12 protein-coding genes and 1 pseudogene are annotated in these 17,307 nt (G+C 43.2%); 2 read left to right on the top strand and 11 right to left on the bottom strand.

The features are described 5' to 3' along the window. Positions 1–113 precede the first annotated feature (113 nt). From OPS28_RS14335 to OPS28_RS14310, 6 genes are all read right to left on the bottom strand, one after another. A complete protein-coding gene (locus OPS28_RS14335; protein WP_265610152.1) occupies positions 114–698 on the bottom strand; it encodes a porin family protein in 585 nt (194 codons plus the stop codon). A gap of 1,003 nt (positions 699–1,701) precedes the next feature. Then, on the bottom strand, positions 1,702–2,694 hold the full coding sequence (locus OPS28_RS14330; protein WP_265610151.1) for a sterol desaturase family protein: 993 nt from the start codon (positions 2,692–2,694) through the stop codon (positions 1,702–1,704). 12 nt (positions 2,695–2,706) lie between these two features. Further along, on the bottom strand, positions 2,707–4,911 hold the full coding sequence (locus OPS28_RS14325) for a TonB-dependent receptor family protein (protein ID WP_265610150.1): 2,205 nt from the start codon (positions 4,909–4,911) through the stop codon (positions 2,707–2,709). Positions 4,912–4,923: 12 nt separating this feature from the next. Continuing rightward, the gene (locus OPS28_RS14320) at positions 4,924–6,138 is read right to left on the bottom strand and encodes an imelysin family protein (RefSeq protein ID WP_265610149.1); all 1,215 of its coding nucleotides are present in this window, start codon (positions 6,136–6,138) and stop codon (positions 4,924–4,926) included. An 80-nt stretch (positions 6,139–6,218) separates the two neighbouring features. After that, positions 6,219–7,937 (bottom strand): DUF4856 domain-containing protein, encoded by a 1,719-nt coding sequence (locus OPS28_RS14315; RefSeq protein WP_265610148.1) that lies wholly within the window; start codon positions 7,935–7,937, stop codon positions 6,219–6,221. Between the two features lie 184 nt (positions 7,938–8,121). Next, positions 8,122–9,447 carry a mechanosensitive ion channel family protein gene (locus OPS28_RS14310; protein ID WP_265610147.1) on the bottom strand — a complete coding sequence of 442 codons (1,326 nt, stop codon included), beginning with the start codon at positions 9,445–9,447 and terminating at the stop codon, positions 8,122–8,124. Between the two features lie 189 nt (positions 9,448–9,636). Between OPS28_RS14310 and OPS28_RS14305 the strand changes: the two genes are divergently transcribed. Both OPS28_RS14305 and OPS28_RS14300 read left to right on the top strand, forming a co-directional pair. Beyond that, on the top strand, positions 9,637–10,038 hold the full coding sequence (locus tag OPS28_RS14305) for a LexA family protein (RefSeq protein ID WP_265610146.1): 402 nt from the start codon (positions 9,637–9,639) through the stop codon (positions 10,036–10,038). Beyond that, a complete protein-coding gene (locus OPS28_RS14300) occupies positions 10,038–11,294 on the top strand; it encodes a Y-family DNA polymerase (protein ID WP_265610173.1) in 1,257 nt (418 codons plus the stop codon). Before OPS28_RS14305 ends, OPS28_RS14300 begins: the two co-directional genes overlap by 1 nt. Here OPS28_RS14300 and OPS28_RS14295 read toward each other — a convergent pair. From OPS28_RS14295 to OPS28_RS14275, 5 genes and pseudogenes are all read right to left on the bottom strand, one after another. After that, the gene (locus OPS28_RS14295) at positions 11,291–11,998 is read right to left on the bottom strand and encodes an exosortase, PEP-CTERM interaction domain protein (RefSeq protein WP_265610145.1); all 708 of its coding nucleotides are present in this window, start codon (positions 11,996–11,998) and stop codon (positions 11,291–11,293) included. The two genes, OPS28_RS14300 and OPS28_RS14295, sit on opposite strands and share 4 nt — an antisense overlap. Before the next feature lie 117 nt (positions 11,999–12,115). Further along, a complete protein-coding gene (locus OPS28_RS14290; RefSeq protein ID WP_265610144.1) occupies positions 12,116–13,072 on the bottom strand; it encodes a M20/M25/M40 family metallo-hydrolase in 957 nt (318 codons plus the stop codon). 235 nt (positions 13,073–13,307) lie between these two features. Continuing rightward, entirely contained in the window at positions 13,308–14,021 is a 714-nt protein-coding gene (locus OPS28_RS14285; protein WP_265610143.1) for a hypothetical protein, read from the bottom strand. 403 nt (positions 14,022–14,424) lie between these two features. Further along, the gene (locus OPS28_RS14280; protein WP_265610142.1) at positions 14,425–15,528 is read right to left on the bottom strand and encodes a serine hydrolase domain-containing protein; all 1,104 of its coding nucleotides are present in this window, start codon (positions 15,526–15,528) and stop codon (positions 14,425–14,427) included. Positions 15,529–15,779: 251 nt separating this feature from the next. Next, positions 15,780–16,940, bottom strand: a pseudogene (locus OPS28_RS14275) (IS30 family transposase). Positions 16,941–17,307: the final 367 nt, after the last annotated feature.

Genomic DNA, 17,307 nt, shown 5'->3' with positions numbered 1-17,307 from the left:
GTACGAACAGGGTGGGGGGAAAGGTTAGTGCAAAATGATACTTAGGTATCAGAAGAAATACCGCAAAGGCGTTTAACGCCCCTACGGTGACTGGGTAGGGGCGATTATCTGCATTAGAATCGGTATTCGACACCAATGCTGGCTTGCTTCAGGTCAGTGTCAAAATTGGTATCATCTATGTCTTCCACTGCATCTTCAGCATCTAAATCGGCATCATAAACCGTGTATTCCGCAGTAATTGAAAACTGAGGATTGATTGCATAGGCAACGCCACCACCGACAAAAAGCGACTCGTCATCGTACTTACCGTTTAAATTACCAAGACGATAGTCTGTTTCCCACCACAGTTGACCGAGTTTTCCATAAACTGAAAACTTATCTGTTATCGGGTAGCTACCTTTAATAGCAGTAGTGAACCCGTCTGTTGATGCTTCGGCTACACCGTTACCGTAATCGCCAAAATTAATATAGCCACCTTCCAGTGCTACATATTCGTTGAAGCGATAACCCACAACACCTTGCCAGACATCTTTGTCGTCATCGAATTCATCATCACTTTCAACACGAAGCCAGCCGTAGTTAGCGCCAACATACACGCCTTCGTTATAAGCAAGGCCGTTGTCATTGTGCACTTGGGCAAAAGTAGTAAAAGATGACAGTGCCGCGAGACCGGCGATTGCAGTTAGTGTCTTCTTCATAACGTCTCTCCTTTTGTTACTTATGTATTTTACAATTTTCGACACATAAACTATTTCAAGACGCGTACCAGAGGGCGTAGTGTGCCTAAAACATGATCAGCTTTTAATGTTTAACCTCCTATATTTAATGTTTCTGGATGATAACTATTCATTTTCAGAAGAAGGAGCTAACTGCTGTTGAATGGTAAGTAAACTGCCAGAGAAAAAATGTTGCAGGCTTTACACAGTAACCCTGCAAATACTTTCTAACTTGAGAGAAAGTAATCTCTATGCCAAAAAAGCACACGAGTAATGTTGTCCTTGTTTTATGGTTAGTAACGAATTGAATGAGGGCCCTTATCTTTCTGGTTATAAAGTTATATATGCCCGCTATGCCACGTCCAGTTACTTTACCGTCGCTATCCGTAGTGAGAGAGGGTTCAAAAATACGAGAAGGCGCGTTTTATGAAATACCTGCACCGTTAGTGTCATTGGTCAACAGAAAAGTTTCCCACTCTCGTCTGACAGATATATCAATTTTGGGGTCGTCGACCTATTAATGTAACGACCCCATGGAGTGCCTAATGTTCACACCGAGGCCTCAAGGTGCACCGATATACCTATCAATATGATGGCGTTAAGCGTTAAGTATTTCGGGGTCAGGCGTCGCGCACTTTTAAAAGGGAGCCACGTATCACTGACGAGCACCCCAAAACAGAGAGTATCCTTAATGCAGTAAGTGAAAGATTCGGCAATGTTGCCATAGGCTATTATGCTTAGTGTATTGTTCGGAATTATGCGTGGTGATGGAGGAGTAGTCTGGGTCGATAATATCCTTAAGCGCCGCACATATACGCTCGAAACAAGCAGTACTGCGTACATTATCAGCTCTTTTAAAATTTTGTCGTAGATCATTCGCTGCCTTTACATCCTTTCCCAACGCTAAACTGTCACCAACGGTCGGCCATAGTTTTGACGAACCTTATGAGGGGAGACATAGGAAGGCCCCTATTTTTCTTAGTTTTTATTGGGCGGAAGATGCTGACTGTTTTGACCCGGGAGCGTTAGGAGGGGAGAATTTTTTTGCAGAGGTCCAGTGATCGGTAATAGGACGTAGATAGGCATCGGTAAGGTTGCGATGTGGTTGTTGTCCTTTGCCCAGCCCAAATGTTAGCTTTTGGCCTTTCTTCGAAACGACTAATGTGCCAAATAATCTGTCCCATATTGCGAGTGTGGTGCCGAAATTTTTGTCGAAATGCTGTTTGTGGGCGCTGTGGTGAATCTGATGTTGAACAGGGCTTATGAACCATTTCTCAATACGATTTCCCCAATGCCACTTTACGTGTGAGTGGCGAAGGTTTGAACCAAATACATTAAAAATAAAAACGAATAAGTTCGCACCGAAAATGTCTATCATTGAAAGGGCGGGACCAAACAAGAAATAACTTAATCCCACTGCCAACCCTTGAGCGATAGCCATCCGAGATGCATATAAAAAGCTTTCCAACGGGTGCGAGCGATATATTGTCATCGGTGTAAGAACCTGCGCTGAATGATGCACTTTATGGTAATGCCATAAAAAAGGCACCTTATGCATTAAGTAGTGGAGTAAAAATCGAGTGAAGTCATCAAATACAAACAAAATCAGGGTAAAGCTAGCCAATACTAACGTGGGATGGGTGGTTATTGGCTGAATATGCCCGAATGTAGCTTCCAGTAAATCAGAAGCACCAAGTGCTATGGGGACCATCGTTAACACAATGGGGGCCCATAGCAATGCGCGTATTAAGCGGTTCACCACAAATAATTGGTAATCGAGCCGGGCCGAACGATGCCACCATAGTTTACGCGGAAACAAAAATTGTGAGAGGGCGATTAAACCCCTTTTGTCGCTTTGCGCCATAAAGACGAGCGCGGCGCACACGATAGCCCCGATAAGGTAGCCGATAAATAGCCTGCTATTCGCGTCAAAAAGCGAATTTGCTAATTGTCGTAACTCATTCAATAGCAGGTCCATTTTTTTTTACACCTAAAAATTATATTTGTAGCCTAGCTGGAACTGTCTAGCTTTGCTGGGACGTGCGCCATAAGGTCTACGGCTGACAATGTCCTGCTCATCCAACAGATTGTCTACCTTTAGGTAGATACGACTATTGTCGCTTAAATTATATCCAGCACTCACGTCCATGTTAAGTAAGGCGTCAGTTTCTTTTCCTGCTAGTGCACTGTCGCCACTATTACCTGTGAGCATGGTCTGCGCAGACTCGGGCATGCTATCTGCGTAACTGACAATTAAGGTAATATCGAAAAGGCTGGCTTTTACTCCCGCAGAAACAGACAGCATATTGTCAGCTAAGTAGGGAACGGCGTTACCCGCTTCTACATAGCCCCATTGTTCAAACCCAGAATAAAACGAGTCTTTGAATTCTGATTGAGTATGCGTATAGGTGACGGATAGTGGAATTTGCCAACCGTTATCTAAAAATAGATTGTGTTGATAACTGCCTTCCAGCCCATATACGTCCACATGTCCGGCAACAAACGTTAAATCTGTATCACAACCAGCGGACTGTGAACATGACTCAATCAGGTTAGAATAATCATTAAAAAAGCCAACCAGCTCCATACGCTGCCAGCGCTCAACATAACGCCAACCCAATTCGTAATTAACGCTTTTTTCTACTTCTACCGATGCGGCTTGAATAGGACTGGTTGGAACAAAGCCTTGATGCACACCACCGAATACACCATTGTTATTATCGACTGCATAGTAGGCATTTATACCTGGCAGCCAGATGCGGGTGGTTTTATCTTGGAAGTCTTGTTCAAAACCAGGGGTCCGGTTCTGATAAAAGCCTTTAATTAGCTCGCCCCTGACTCCGGCACCCAGGGTTAACTTGTCAAAAGTAATGGTATCAGAAATGTACAAAGACGTGGCTTCGGTTCGTTCCGTGTTCGTCGTGGTGGCTACCGTGTTTTCATCAGTCTGGACGAGCATACCGCTTTGCATCAGGTAAGTGTTTTCGGTGTGATTACGCTGAATTTCATCTTCGTGCCAACGAATTCCGGCACTCAACTGATGGTTAAAGCCGAAGAGCTCCACATCCACTTTGCCGTCTAACGCTACCCCTTGAGAAAAAAATTCGCGGTCATTGTTACCTAACACCAACTTTTCGCGCACGGTACTGTCCGCGGTACCACGCAATACCTCGTAATATCGCTGATGTTGTTCGTCCTCTGGATGGGTAAGCAATTCGAGTAAAGTAGGAATTTGACCGCCTAAAGAGCTGGCGAATCCATTTAATTTGTACCATGTCCGTTCAAAGTTATTGCGATACACCCGTGTAGTGAGATCAAAGGTGCTACCCGCAATATAATGCGTTAGTTGAAGCTGGTCATGTTGCCAGTCCATGTTATCAAGCTGACTACCCGCGTATCGCTGATACGGATTTGACCTAAAATCTTCGTCAGTCAAGCCTACATAGGTTTCGTCACTTTGCTCCTCACCTAAACCGGCCTTAACTTCTAAAAACTGATCAAACTTCTCGGAACTAAGGTCATAGCGAACTTTAGCCATATAGTCTTGCTTGTCAAAACCAGTATCGGCACCATTCTCAAGCTCCTTAAAGCCATCGCTGGCCACTGTCAGGCCCTCAACAAGAAACCCTAATCTGTCAGACGCATTTCCATAATACACGTGACCTTTATAGTAACCGTCGGTACCTGCCGCGACATCTAATCCCAATGCTTGTTCGGTGGGCACTTGGCGAGTAATCAGATTTAACGCGCCAGCAACGGTATTGGGACCATACTTAATCATGGATGGACCCTTTGTTACTTCTATAGCGGTCATTCTGCTTAACATCGGAAAGTAGTAGGCAGCAGGCGCAGAGTAGGGAGCGGGGCCGATGAGCACACCATCTTCCATGATATTAATTTTTTTACTTCTTTCCGGCGTTACGCCACGAAAACCTATATTAGGTCGCAGACCATAGCCATCTTCCTGACGAATATTCACGCCGGGAACAGTAGCAAGGACCCGGCCAATGTCGTCGTATTCTAACTTTTCCAGTTCAGCTTCGTCGATCAACGTGACTGAGCCGGCGGCGGTATCAAGCTGTTGTTGATTACCAATTATGCTGATGTGTTCAATTGAAGAGGCGTCATCAGCATTTGCACAGTTAATGTTAAAGACTAAAGCAGCCGTAAGTAGTGAGAGTGTTTGTTTATTCATAATACTTTTTACTTAATCATTATCGCCGGCAGAAGTGGCTGGAAGTTCTAACGCCAGACTTTCAATGAAATCCGTTTTCATCGTGTCGGTAACTTTTTTAACGTCGTCGTGTAAATTTTCAATCTGTTCGGGATTGTTTTGAAGCGTAGACGCGAACGAACCATTTATGCTTTCGGCGTATTCAATAGCAGCATCAATATCGGCACGTAAACGTGTGGCCGTATCGGTATCACCTACGTCCGTTAAAAAATCATCAAACCCTGTGTGTGATTCTTCGCCTCCTAGAAAAAGCGTTTTGAGCGCCTTTAAATTAGCTATGATGTTTTCTAAAGAATAATTGGCATAGGCCGATTCTGCGTTTTCTGGACAGGGGGAAGTGCCACAATCATTGGCGAAAATGCCTACGGGGGTGGCAATCTTGGCGTCTTTAGTGACTTCTTTAACATAGAACATGGCATCTGAAATATCGTTTACCGCAGCTAACGAAGTGGTAAAGCGACTATCGGGTTCACCAGCTGCTTTCAATACGTCGCCGTAGCCTGCCTCACCCGTCCATTCGGTTACGAGGGTGTTGGCATTGTTAACTAAATCAGAAGCAACGATTTCGGCATAATCACACCGTGCCTGGCGGCGCTGTTGGTCCGACAATTTATCCCAATTATCAGGTTCCGTTCCGGCCACGGTGCACGTGTGATTGAAGTCAGGGTTAAATAACGTATATTCCAACGCGTACAAACCGCGCCGACTTGCCGTGCGCGTGCTGATGTCATAATTATCAGCCTGTGATTTAACGACTTCCTGGTCAATGGCACACGTACTTACGTTAGGCCACGAATAGATTCGATTGCGAAGTGCGAAATCATTTTCAGCCAAAGGACCAATCTGCATAACTTCTGCTAACTGCCATTGATTCATAGCCTCTTTCCAACTTTCCTGTACCTCTACTTGAGCGGTCTGTGTGTCAGTGGAAGATCGGAGTGTCTTACAATAAGTATCGACAGACTGATGTAACGAATCTGCTTTTATAGCAAAAGACTGATAAGTAGGTATCAGCACATTATCGACAACTGAGACGATTAATGCTGATTCGTTAAAATTATTGTCTACGGGAGCCGTTGAAGGATTGCCGTATTGAGCGCCCGTTTCACTGCTTGTACTTTCACCACACGCAGTTAAGGCTAGAGTGATACCTATGGTGGCTAGATTCAACGTTAATCGTTGACGCATATACTTCTCCAAAAACGCAAAAAACGAAGTCATCTTATGCAGACGACTTCGCTGATGTTAATCTCTTATTTCGAACGGATTTACCAGTTTGCCACGTCATCATCGCTGAACGAGTAAGCATTTTGTAAAATATCACGAGCCTGAGCAAGCGCCGTTATATAGGCATTTACTTCCGCTGCGCCGCTTAGTACGGGCGCATCGCCCATCAAGTCATGCAGTTTAATGAAATCTGCGTTACTCACTTTACTTCGAGGATTAAACTGCAAACCTAACGCGAAGCCTTTCATTTCAGACCAGTGTTTCGCAAGGTCCGAATAGCTGAAATCATCGCTACCAATCGCTTTCAAGTCGGTGGTGGTATCATTGATATAGTGAACCACAGTAGCAGCGATGGATTTTTCCCATGCTTCAACAGCGGTATTGCGATGCGTTAAAAGTTGCGCTCGTTGTTCTTCGGTTAGCTCAGTACCGGCCGTTTCATTTAGAAGTTTTCTGCCTTCTAAGAACGCATTCATTGCCTCAGCGCTTAGGTCAACTGCAGTCGTTGCGCCTAAATCCCGCTTCGCCGCGTTACTTGACTGGCCAAAGTTAAATTCTGACTTAAAATCTATAACACCATCATTGTCGGTGTCGTGATAGCCCTGCCAGCCTTCGCGTCCGCCCTTCTTAGCAATTTCTTCGTCGGTGTAGGCAAGGTAATCGCGAGCAGCACCAAAGTAGCCAAAGCCTTCATCAAATTGATGCTCTAAGTCAGTAAAGTTTCCATCGGCGTTTGTATGGTCCGAAAGTAATCCCTTTCCAGCAACATCGTTATCCAGATAGTCGTCGGTTCCTTGCGAATAGGCTACAGACATCAGTAGGAATTTTTGGATTAACTGCTTAAGGTCGCGACCATCATTAGTAAGGTAAATTTTGGTGATATCGTTACCAAACGGGTCTTGGCGGACGGCGCCATCAAGTTGCGTTTGTGCGTTATCAGCCAGTTCATTGAAAAATGTTCTTACCAGTCCTTCTGGGGTAGTGCTACCAACGGCACCCCAGCCAGCGAATTCCGTACTCCAGTCTTTGTGTTGACCTACTGGGTCGTTACCAGCAATTTTCCCTGTGAGGTTCTTGTCTGAAGAGGACACTTCTGCCAGGGTTTGCTGTTTTGCTTTTGGGTCGGTAGTTGTAAGTAAATCACGTTCTGATAGCGCAGCATAGTCAGACACATCAAAATAGGAATTTAATGAACTGATCACCGCATCGCGGTTAACAAATGGCATATCGGCATCGAATGTATTGGTATCACCCAATTTTTTATCAATTAAAATAGTTAAATCATTTATCAAGAGATGGCGTGCAGTCTGACCGCTATAAGACACGGCAGATTCACCATTTACAAAGGCGCTTTCAAAACCGTAGTAATCGAGTAAATCATTTACCTCGATAGTCAGTGTTTTAGAAAACGTTGCCCCAGCGGAATCGGTTACGGTTATGTCAACACCAACCGACGTGTCTTGCTCGTAATCTAATGCAACACCTTCGGCCAACAACAGTACATCACCATTGATAGAAAATTTGTCGCTCTCAGTTGAATAGGTAAACGTATCGGAACTGTCAGCGTCAGTAGCTGAAAGCGTACCAATTGTCGCACCCTTGCTATTTTCATCAACCGCAGACACAGACAAGCTGATATCAGTGGGTGCGGAATTCTCAGGGGGAGGCGGCGTAGTCGAGTCATCGTTAGACGAGCCTCCACAGGCAGACAACAAAAATAAGCTTGAGATAGACAATGTTAGAAGTGTTTTATTCGGCATAACCATTCCCTTAATTTTTAACGTTTAATTCTTGATTCTTTAATCTGCGCCTATTATGCCAAAAATTAAATGAGAATCAATATCAATTGCATTAATTATAAGGTTTGTATCTCTGGTTATAGCAAAATTGAATGCCTCAGGCCCCAGGTGACCGCCCTGAACCCCCTATTAAAGCAGTACAGAGCTAAGGCGTTGTATTGGAGAAGGAAAGTGGTTTTTCGTTCAGTACCCGGACTTCGCGTTGAGGAAAAGGGATTTCGATACCATGTTTGCGTAGTGTTTCAAAAACAATTAACAATAAGTCGCCACCGACCCGATTCTTCCCATCGTCGATACCTTCCATCCAGAATTCCACAAACATATTTACGCCCGAGTCGCCAAAGCTATCTATTTCGCAGTCAGGACGCTCCTCAAATGGAATATTGTCTCCGCTAATTACCTGGGGATGTTCAGCCACCGCTTCTTTTATAATCTCGCACATCGCACGAATATCGGTTTTGTAAGCAACACAAAAATCTATGCGGTAACGCTGTTTAGGGTCTTTATGCGTCCAGTTTATTAATAATCCGCTAATAAACTTTTCATTTGGAACTAGAATATCTTTACCGTCATAGGTTTCTACCACGGCATAGCGCATCTTAAATTCGCGCACAAACCCCTTAGGCCCTTCTTCTAATTCAACGAAATCGCCCACTGTCAGAGAACGATCAAGCAGAATGATGATGCCTGATATAAAGTTTGAAGCTATGGACTGCAAACCCAATCCTAACCCTACACCGACGGCGCCACCAAACACCGCTAACGCGGTGAGATTAATACCCATAATATTCAGTAACAGCAGAAAGGCGATGCAGAACAATGCTACTTCAAACAGTTTCGCCATAACTTCCTTAGTTGTAATATCTAAGGTTTTGTGGCTACGAATCATATCTTGACCAAGCGTGTTTGACGCTCTTCCTAACCAGAATAAAAGCGCGCCAAAAATAACCACGCGCGCGACGCCGTAGGCAGAGATATCGACATTACCTACTTCAATAGAAATTGATTCAAGCGCACTTCTTACGATAGGCAGCACACCTATCATATGCAAGAAAACAATGGGTAGCCCGACCCAGCGTAAAAATAAGGCCACAGTGTGACTAGCTACAAACGCCCGGATGAAAGAATTTAAAAAAATCAGTACAGCAATAATAAAAGCAATCTTTAACAGCCAGGGATCGAGCTGGTATCGTTCCCCCAGTGTGGCGGTAAGTTTCAGAAAGCTGATCACTAAAATCGGATAGACGGTACCCCCCAGCTTATACCCTAAACCGCGTAATGCATGCGCCCCCACTTCAGGCGCATGATGCATGAAGGGAATTTGACGACGAAATGTTTTGGCAATCATAAAAGCGAATAGATAGATAAGCCCGATAGCAAGTAATTGCCACAGAAAACCAGGACTGAAAATAATTTCCTGCGCAGTCGTCAGCGTTTTCTCGAAAAGGGAGCTCACTTCATCTGTATTCATTTATTTGTCTTTTTATTTTTTGCCGATTAGATCAGGCCTGGTATTTTCTTCAACTTTAAGCGTAAAGCGGTAATTGTCAATGAACGCCTCGCTAAATATACGTATTACATAAGATTATTTGTATTGATCATGGAGCAAAATCGATCAAAAATATACTGTATTGATATACAGTATTTGGTGGGATGAGTTATGCGGTTAATACCTAATTACATCCATGCTTCTATTATTGGGTTCGAGTCACCCGCAATGGAGTATGTTGAATCAAGTTTAAGTCTTGATTCCCTTTTAATTGAACACCCGCATGCGACCTATATAGGTATCGCCAAAGGAGAGTCGATGATTGGGGATGGCATTTTCGATGGTGATTTGTTGGTGGTGTCGCGCGCTGAAAAATCGGCAGACAACAGCATTATAGTAGCCACGCTTAATGGCGAATTTGTGTGTAAACGATTGTTAAAAAAGCAACGGCTTTTGGTATCTTCAAATGTGACGATGCCGCCGTATCAACTTACCGAAGAGGATGATTTTTGCGTGGAAGGGGTGGTTATACGCTCCATTCGCATGCATAAAGCGTTGGGCATATTGCAATGATGTATGCGCTCGTCGATGCAGTCAGTATGTATGCCAGTGCAGAAAAAGTATTCGACCCCAAAATACGAGACAAACCGGTTTTAGTCTTATCTAATAACGATGGGTGTGTGATTGCTGCGTGTCCGATTGCTAAACGTCTGGGGTTAAAAAATTTCGTCCCGTATTTTCAAATCGAGAAGCAGGCAAAGGCTGTCAATGCTGTTATTCGAAGTAGTAACTATGCGTTATATGCCGATTTAAGCAGCAGGATGATGGATGTTTGCGCGCAAGTCTGTCCAGATCTTCATATTTATTCTATTGACGAATGCTTTCTAAAGTTTGATTTCAATGATTCATTAGAAAATTGGATGAGATTGGGAGACGCACTTCGGCGTAAGGTGTGGAAAGAAGTCCGCTTGCCCGTAGGCGTAGGTTTCGGGCCAACTCCCACTTTAGCAAAAGCGGCGAATCATGCTTCGAAGAAGGTCGAAGGGTTTAATGGCGTCGCAGTATTAGACTCGGCGCGATATCGACGTCAAATTCTTACAAAAATTGCCATCACCGATGTATGGGGGGTAGGCAAACGTCTGGGTGTACGATTCAATAAATTGGGACTGCATTCAGCTTTAGATTTAGCCAACCAGTGTCCGTTTAAAATGGGAAAGCAATTTAGCGTGGTCGTAGAAAATACTGTTCGCGAACTTAACGGCGAGATACGGTTAGGCTGGGATGATGTTAGACCTGATAAAAAAGAATTATTTAGCTCGCGCAGTTTTGGAGAGCGTATAGCTGACAAAGCTCAGCTTCGTCATGCGCTAACCATGCATGCGCAGATCGCATGTAAGAAACTGCGGCATCAAAAAGGTCGGGCTAATAGCGCTGTCTTTTTCGCGGCAAGCTCGCCCCACGATGCAAATGGTTATTATAAGGAAACCCTGTTCAAACACTTCGCCCGCCCTACAGCAGACACACGCCTTATCATCGCCGCTGCACATGACGCATTGCACACTATTTATAAACCAGGAGTAAATTTTTACAAGTGTGGGGTAGGGCTTTTAGATCTTGTGGACGAAACTCACATTCAAGAAGACTTGTTTTCGTCGTCCATGGATAATACAAAGTTAATGGGGTGTCTGGATGCAATCAATACTAAATTTGGGCGAAGCACACTTCAGTTTGCCGCCGTCGGCACGGATCAAAAATTTCACATGAAACAAGCTTATCTCTCTCCGCGGTACACCACTCGTTGGAGCGATGTACCGCGAATAAAATGTTAAACTGATTGGTTTGGCTCACGTCTATATAATGCTAAGCCCATTAGTACGAACATAATTGCAGCAAAGGGTTCTGTTACGTCTACTGGCTCGGCGGGCAAAGGCCCTTCTCCTTGACCCCCGCCTTGGTCATTACTGATACCGTATTCACCACCAGGCCCCGTTGGCGGTTGTGTAGTTTGCCAGAAGAAGGTAATCGTTTCGCCTGAGTTCCAGTCTAGTGAGGTAGTTTCCCAGATGATTTGGCCGGTTTCGTTAGTGCTGATTGCAAACGTTACACCGGCGTTATTTGCATCGCCAAAACTATAACCCGCTACACCATTAAAGCCATAAGCCGTAAAGTGCAGAGCAAACTGCGCCACGTTATTAAACTCTTTAACTGTGGGAGGATTGGGAAAGGGGGCATCATTTGGGTTGTCTACACCCGGGGTTACTGTGTGAGCATAGGTATATATCGTACCAGGCGAATTGTCAGGAGGAATACATTCGCTAAAACCTGCAGGGCAACTTACGCTGCTTACGAGGTCGCCAATACTGTCGCCCTCACTATTTATTAATGATGTTTCTACTTCTGGCCCGGCAGGGCCGACGATCATTGCTCCAACGTTTAACGTATCGTAATTAACGGCTGTAATGGGTGCTGCCTGGACGCTGGTGGAGATAGCTAAGCCTGCAATTGAAAGTGAAAACCACTTGCTCTTTGACATTATGTTATCCGTTTAGTCTGATGTAAAAAGAAGTGCATACCGCCGGATTACACATTTTCAGTCTATACGGGAGGAGGGTAATTTTAGCTTACCCAATTTTTACGATTCTAGTTTTGGTTATTGTGCTTTCAACATCACTTGGTCCAGCTGCGTAGCTAAATTGGTAATGTGGGACAAAGAAGATTTAAAAAACGCTAAATCGATATTTTCATATGTGTCACTGGGCTTATGATAATGTGTGTGAACATCGTTGCCAAGATAGATGTAATTGATACCATGCTTTAGAAATGCAGCGTGATCGCCTGCTTTTCGCCAGTCAATCTTCCTTTTGAGTACGCTTTCTCGATCAACTTTTCGAGGTTGCCCTATCCGCAGGCGAAATTTTGAGGAAGTATTCACTGCTACATAGTCATGTACTACGCTATTGTAGTGTGTGTTGCGAGGGGTCAGTAGGTATAGTTCATTACGGCTACCTCCGTTTCCTATCATATCAATATTGATATTTAGCGCGATGTGCTCGGATGGTATCAATGATGAAGAAAGAAAAGCTTCAGCGCCATGTAACCCTGCTTCTTCCGCATCAGTTGCTATGAAGATAATAGAGTGACGGGGCGTATTAACTGAAAAATGGTGAGCGAGCGCCAGTAATGCCGCTACACCCGAGGCATTATCGTCAGCTCCATTATATATTTGTCGTCCTCTTTTCCCCAAATGGTCATAGTGCGCGCTAATTACAAAATATGTGGCCGGTAAGTGTGAGCCTTCCAACCAGCCGATAATATTGCTACCCGATCCTTCTCCCCAGCCGACTCCATATTTAAAATGATGAATATAGTCTGTATTAAATGATTTAAGCGTGATTGATGAAAACGCACTACTAATAAAAGCCGCAGCTCTTTCATGGCCAGGCGTATTAGGCATTCGCCCTTCCATATTATCAGCAGACAGTGCCTTTAAATTACTTACAGCTTGGGTGAGGTGTATCGGTGAAATAGGCGCTGCATTAGCACCGCTTAGGATAGCGATTGAAAGTGCCATAGCAATAATGGCTAATGTAGAAAGTGAGGGAAACAAATTTATCCTTGGCGAATCAGAAAAAAGGAAAGCACTTAAGGCAAAAGTGTAGAGTAATATCATATATTGACCGCTTTATAACGGATAAAAGGTATTTCTATCCTTGTTTCTTTTCTAAGTTGTAGTAGCTCATATCTGATCTGACACTTCTATATTCAGGTTGAGACATCATCTGAGAGGCAGGTATAGATAAGCAGCGGACAGTAATGCTGAATTGATGGACTAAATAATTTTTTTAACCCTTGCAGCTAAACGGAATAGTGCAAAATTTATGCGCCTCATTGAATCTTTCGTTAGGAGTATACCCATTTAAAGTCCTTACGTCCGTGGTGACTGTTGCGGATGAAGGTGCGACTTCCTTTGAGGGTATATCTGCCATTAACAGAACAACTAAGCCAGTTACTTGTAAAAGGATTGCCCAGTTCTTTAGTTCTAAAATTTTCTTTTCTGCAGTTTCAACTTTAATATTCGTTTCAGCAATTTTGACAATGCACTCCCCACGATAAATCCCTCCAAGACGAGTTTGTTCTGACCAAATACTAAATAATTCTTTTTTATCATCAGTTTTAAGCGCACTTTCTTTAGCAGAGATAATTTCAGCTTGTTTATTTCGGTCAGCTAACATTCCATTTTCACCAAGACTAGACATAGAGGCTGCAAATAAAGAATGAATTAACGCTTCCCTATAAGACTCTTTCTCACTATCTGAACTAGCATTGCTATTTTGAACGATTAAGTTTTGGATTATACTAAAGTTGCCAATGAAAGAACTGTCTGCATGTGCACTCTCTGATTTACGTAAACTGGCCTCATAACTCATCAATAACTTGTTTAACTCACTTTTTTTCCTTTCCATACTCGCAATTATTAAGCCAGTGATAATTGTTGAAATGATAGCTATTGATGCACCTATAACTTTTAATACCCAGCTGGCTATTATAATATTCATCGTTTAACTTAAAACTCCTAGCTGCAATTTAATAGTGCGAAATTATACGTCTTTCTACCGGGTATGTGCTCGTTTTCGTCCACCTTGCCCTGACTGCCGCATCTCTAAAAAAAGCATCGATAATGCCATCGGGAGAATGAACCCGATTACCTTCACGTCAAAAACGAGCATTTGGGTCGTTTTTCTAAACATGGGAGCAAACGCCTGTTTGAAATTGCGTTCACAAATTTCTAACTACTCTTGTATTAGCTATAGTAGACGTCGATGCAGTGAGCGCTTGACGTCTGCAATTCGTATTTTTCAGCCTCATCTCCAATGTCGGCTACAGACAAGCAGCGGACATTCGTCAGCGTGGGTGTAATGAACTCAACCAGTCACTATCTGACGATGACGTGCAGATTATCTACTCTAGGAGAATTGGAAAGATATGCTCCTTACTAAGTTTTTGATGCGAAGCGTTGCCGTATTTATCAATATAGCTGTTGAGCAATATTACTATAGAAACCTGCAAATCTGGCAAATATTGTACTAAAGCTGTGTAACCAAAGTCTGTACTCCCCCCTGCGTAATAGCTTGAAGTTCCCCATGAAGAAAAATGCCTAATGTTACCAAGAAACCATTGCGCGTTTGCTTTATGAAGCATTAGATTATCTTGGCTATCTGGGAATAGTCTTCCATCTAGAATAGCATTAAACCATATGCTCAAATCATCCGCTGAAGAAACCATTCCCCCTTGCCCTACTAATGCCCATGTAAGTCCTTTTTCGAATGTAGTTTTGCCACTGTCCCTTCCTCCATAACCTTTGGCAACGATTGCATCACTAATATAATCATCGCCATAGAAGCCTGTATGATTAAGTTTTAACGGTTTAAGTAGATTTTTGTAAATATAGGTTTGAAAGCTAGTTTTGGATGCTTCTTCCACGATAGCGGCCAAAAGTGTATAAGCGGCATTAGAGTATGCGATGGTTTTATTCTGCTCCCCAAGTAATCGAAGGGAAAAGATTTTTTCAATGGCTTCATCTTTGCTCATTAGGTCAAAATCAGTTTCATTATGAAAATTATCAAGCCCTGAGCTATGAGAAAGTAAGCTTCTTATAGTTAACCCTTTTTTATCGATAGGGGAATCTGGAAAAATATCTGCTATTGTCGTTTCAAGTTCTAGCTTACCCTGTGAAACGAGCGTTAATATTGCAGCAGCAGTAAATGTCTTTGATATTGAGCCAATGTCTGTGACGGTTTCAGGTGTATTTTTTAACCCAGTAACTCTATCTGAAAAACCATAGGAGTGACGAAAGAGCTCTTCCTCTCCTGAAGATATTATAATTGTTCCATCAAAATTTTCTTTTCTATGTAAGCGATGCAACTCATTTGATAGCTTGTTTAAGAGATCTTGGCTAGATTTTATGTCCGACGAACTGTTCAAATGTTTTTCAGCCAAAACAGTTGAACAGTTCATAAGCATGAACAGGGTAAAAATCGAAGTGTTTAAATTTTTCAGGCTCACTTATTTTCTTCTCTATAACTCACGTTTAGGGATTAGCATATTATGGGCTAGCCAATTAATTAAGTTGTGATATGTAACAAGTTTTATGTGCCTCTGCTAATGATATAAACGCAACTTTTAACTTGGAGGAGCTCTCTATCGGCTTCAACACCGAATTCTGACCTATTTTTTAGTGCGAATGACGAATTGTAACTTTGTGCTAAGGTCTCGATATTTTGCAAAGCAGTAAATGGCCGCTATACATTGTGAGTTCAATCGATGGACGCAACACACTGGTTAAATCTCTGAGCTGGTGTTTCATAGTCTAGCGTCTTTCTAGGCCTTTCGTTAAGTTGTCTTGCGACGCTACTAAGCTTTTGTTGACTGTGTACTGATAAGTCAGTGCTTTTGGGGAAATACTGTCTCAATAGCCTATTGGTATTTTCATTTGAACCGCGTTGCCAAGGAGAATGAGGATCACACAGATATACTTGGATGTCAGTCTCCAATGTGAACTGCTTGTGGTCTTTGATTTCCCTACCTCTATCCCATGTGAGTGATTTATATAATTCGCTTGGTAACTTTTGGGCTTGTTTAATTAGCGCAGCAATAACTGTAGATGACTTGCTATCTTCCACTTTGGCGAGCAACACATAACGAGAGTGGCGTTCAACAAGAGTTGCGATATAGCTGTTCTTTGAACCGCATATCAGGCCCCCTTCCCAATGCCCAGGTACAGCGCTATCCTCAACGGAAGCTGGGCGCTCACTGATAGATAAAGCATCTGGAATTTGGCCTAAGCCTTGGCCTTTTAGCGTTGATGAACGAGACTTTCGGACGGCTCTTTTCGTTCTCAAGCACTGTTGCAGCTCTTTCTTCAACGCTCCTCGCGTCTAAATGAACAGTGTTTTATAGATGGTTTCGTGGGACACGTACATTTCCTGATTATCGGGATATTGTCGCTTTAACCAACCCGCAATTTGTTGTGGTGACCATGCTCTTTTAAGCTTAACAGCTATCAGTTTACACAACTCTGGCGAGCCGATTAACTTACATGGCTTAGGTCTTAATGCTTCGTCCCATGCTCGTTGTTCTGCTTCGACGGCACGGTAGCGCTTCAATCCACCATTTCTCTTTATCTCTCGGCTGATTGTTGATGGCGCTCTAGATAAACGTCTGGCAATTTCTCGAATGGATTGTTTGCTGACTAAGCATGGTGATATCTCTTCTCTTTCATTAAGCGAGAGAGATTGTGGATGTCTTTTTCGTTCTGGTGGCCGATACCCACCAGTTTGATAGATGGTTGGCATAATCGAAGAATGAAAGCGGTCAAACATTCTAGTGATATCATGCAGCGAATCGCCTCGCTTATACCTGTCCCAAATAAGTGTTTTTTGTTCAGGTGAGTAATAGATGCGTTTTCTTTGTTTCATGGCAACGTTCCTCCTTAAATAAGGATAGCGTTGCATTCACCAGTTGAACTCAAGATACACAGGAGACTGTCAGATATGATTCAGCCCTGTTGCTGAATCTGTCAGATCGAGTAACGACTAATCCATCTAAGCTCAATAGGAATATAGGACTGCTATTGCTCTTCGTATAGTTTGTTCCGGTAGCTCCCGAGAAAGTAAAGTAAGAGCGGCCTGCTGAACTTTTTGCGCTAAACCCCAATGGGAGCACAATTACTACGAGAGGATGGGAGATGCAAAAACTAAAAATCATACGCATTTAGTGTTTGCTTGATTTGAAGATAAAGCAGGAGTGGTTAAGGTTTCCTAGATTTGAGTCAACCGCCCTTTT

This window comes from Alteromonas sp. ASW11-130, from assembly GCF_026183735.1.
Lineage (GTDB): Bacteria > Pseudomonadota > Gammaproteobacteria > Enterobacterales > Alteromonadaceae > Alteromonas.
Note: the sequence above shows the minus strand (reverse complement) of the source record. Positions and strands in the feature narration are given on the sequence as shown.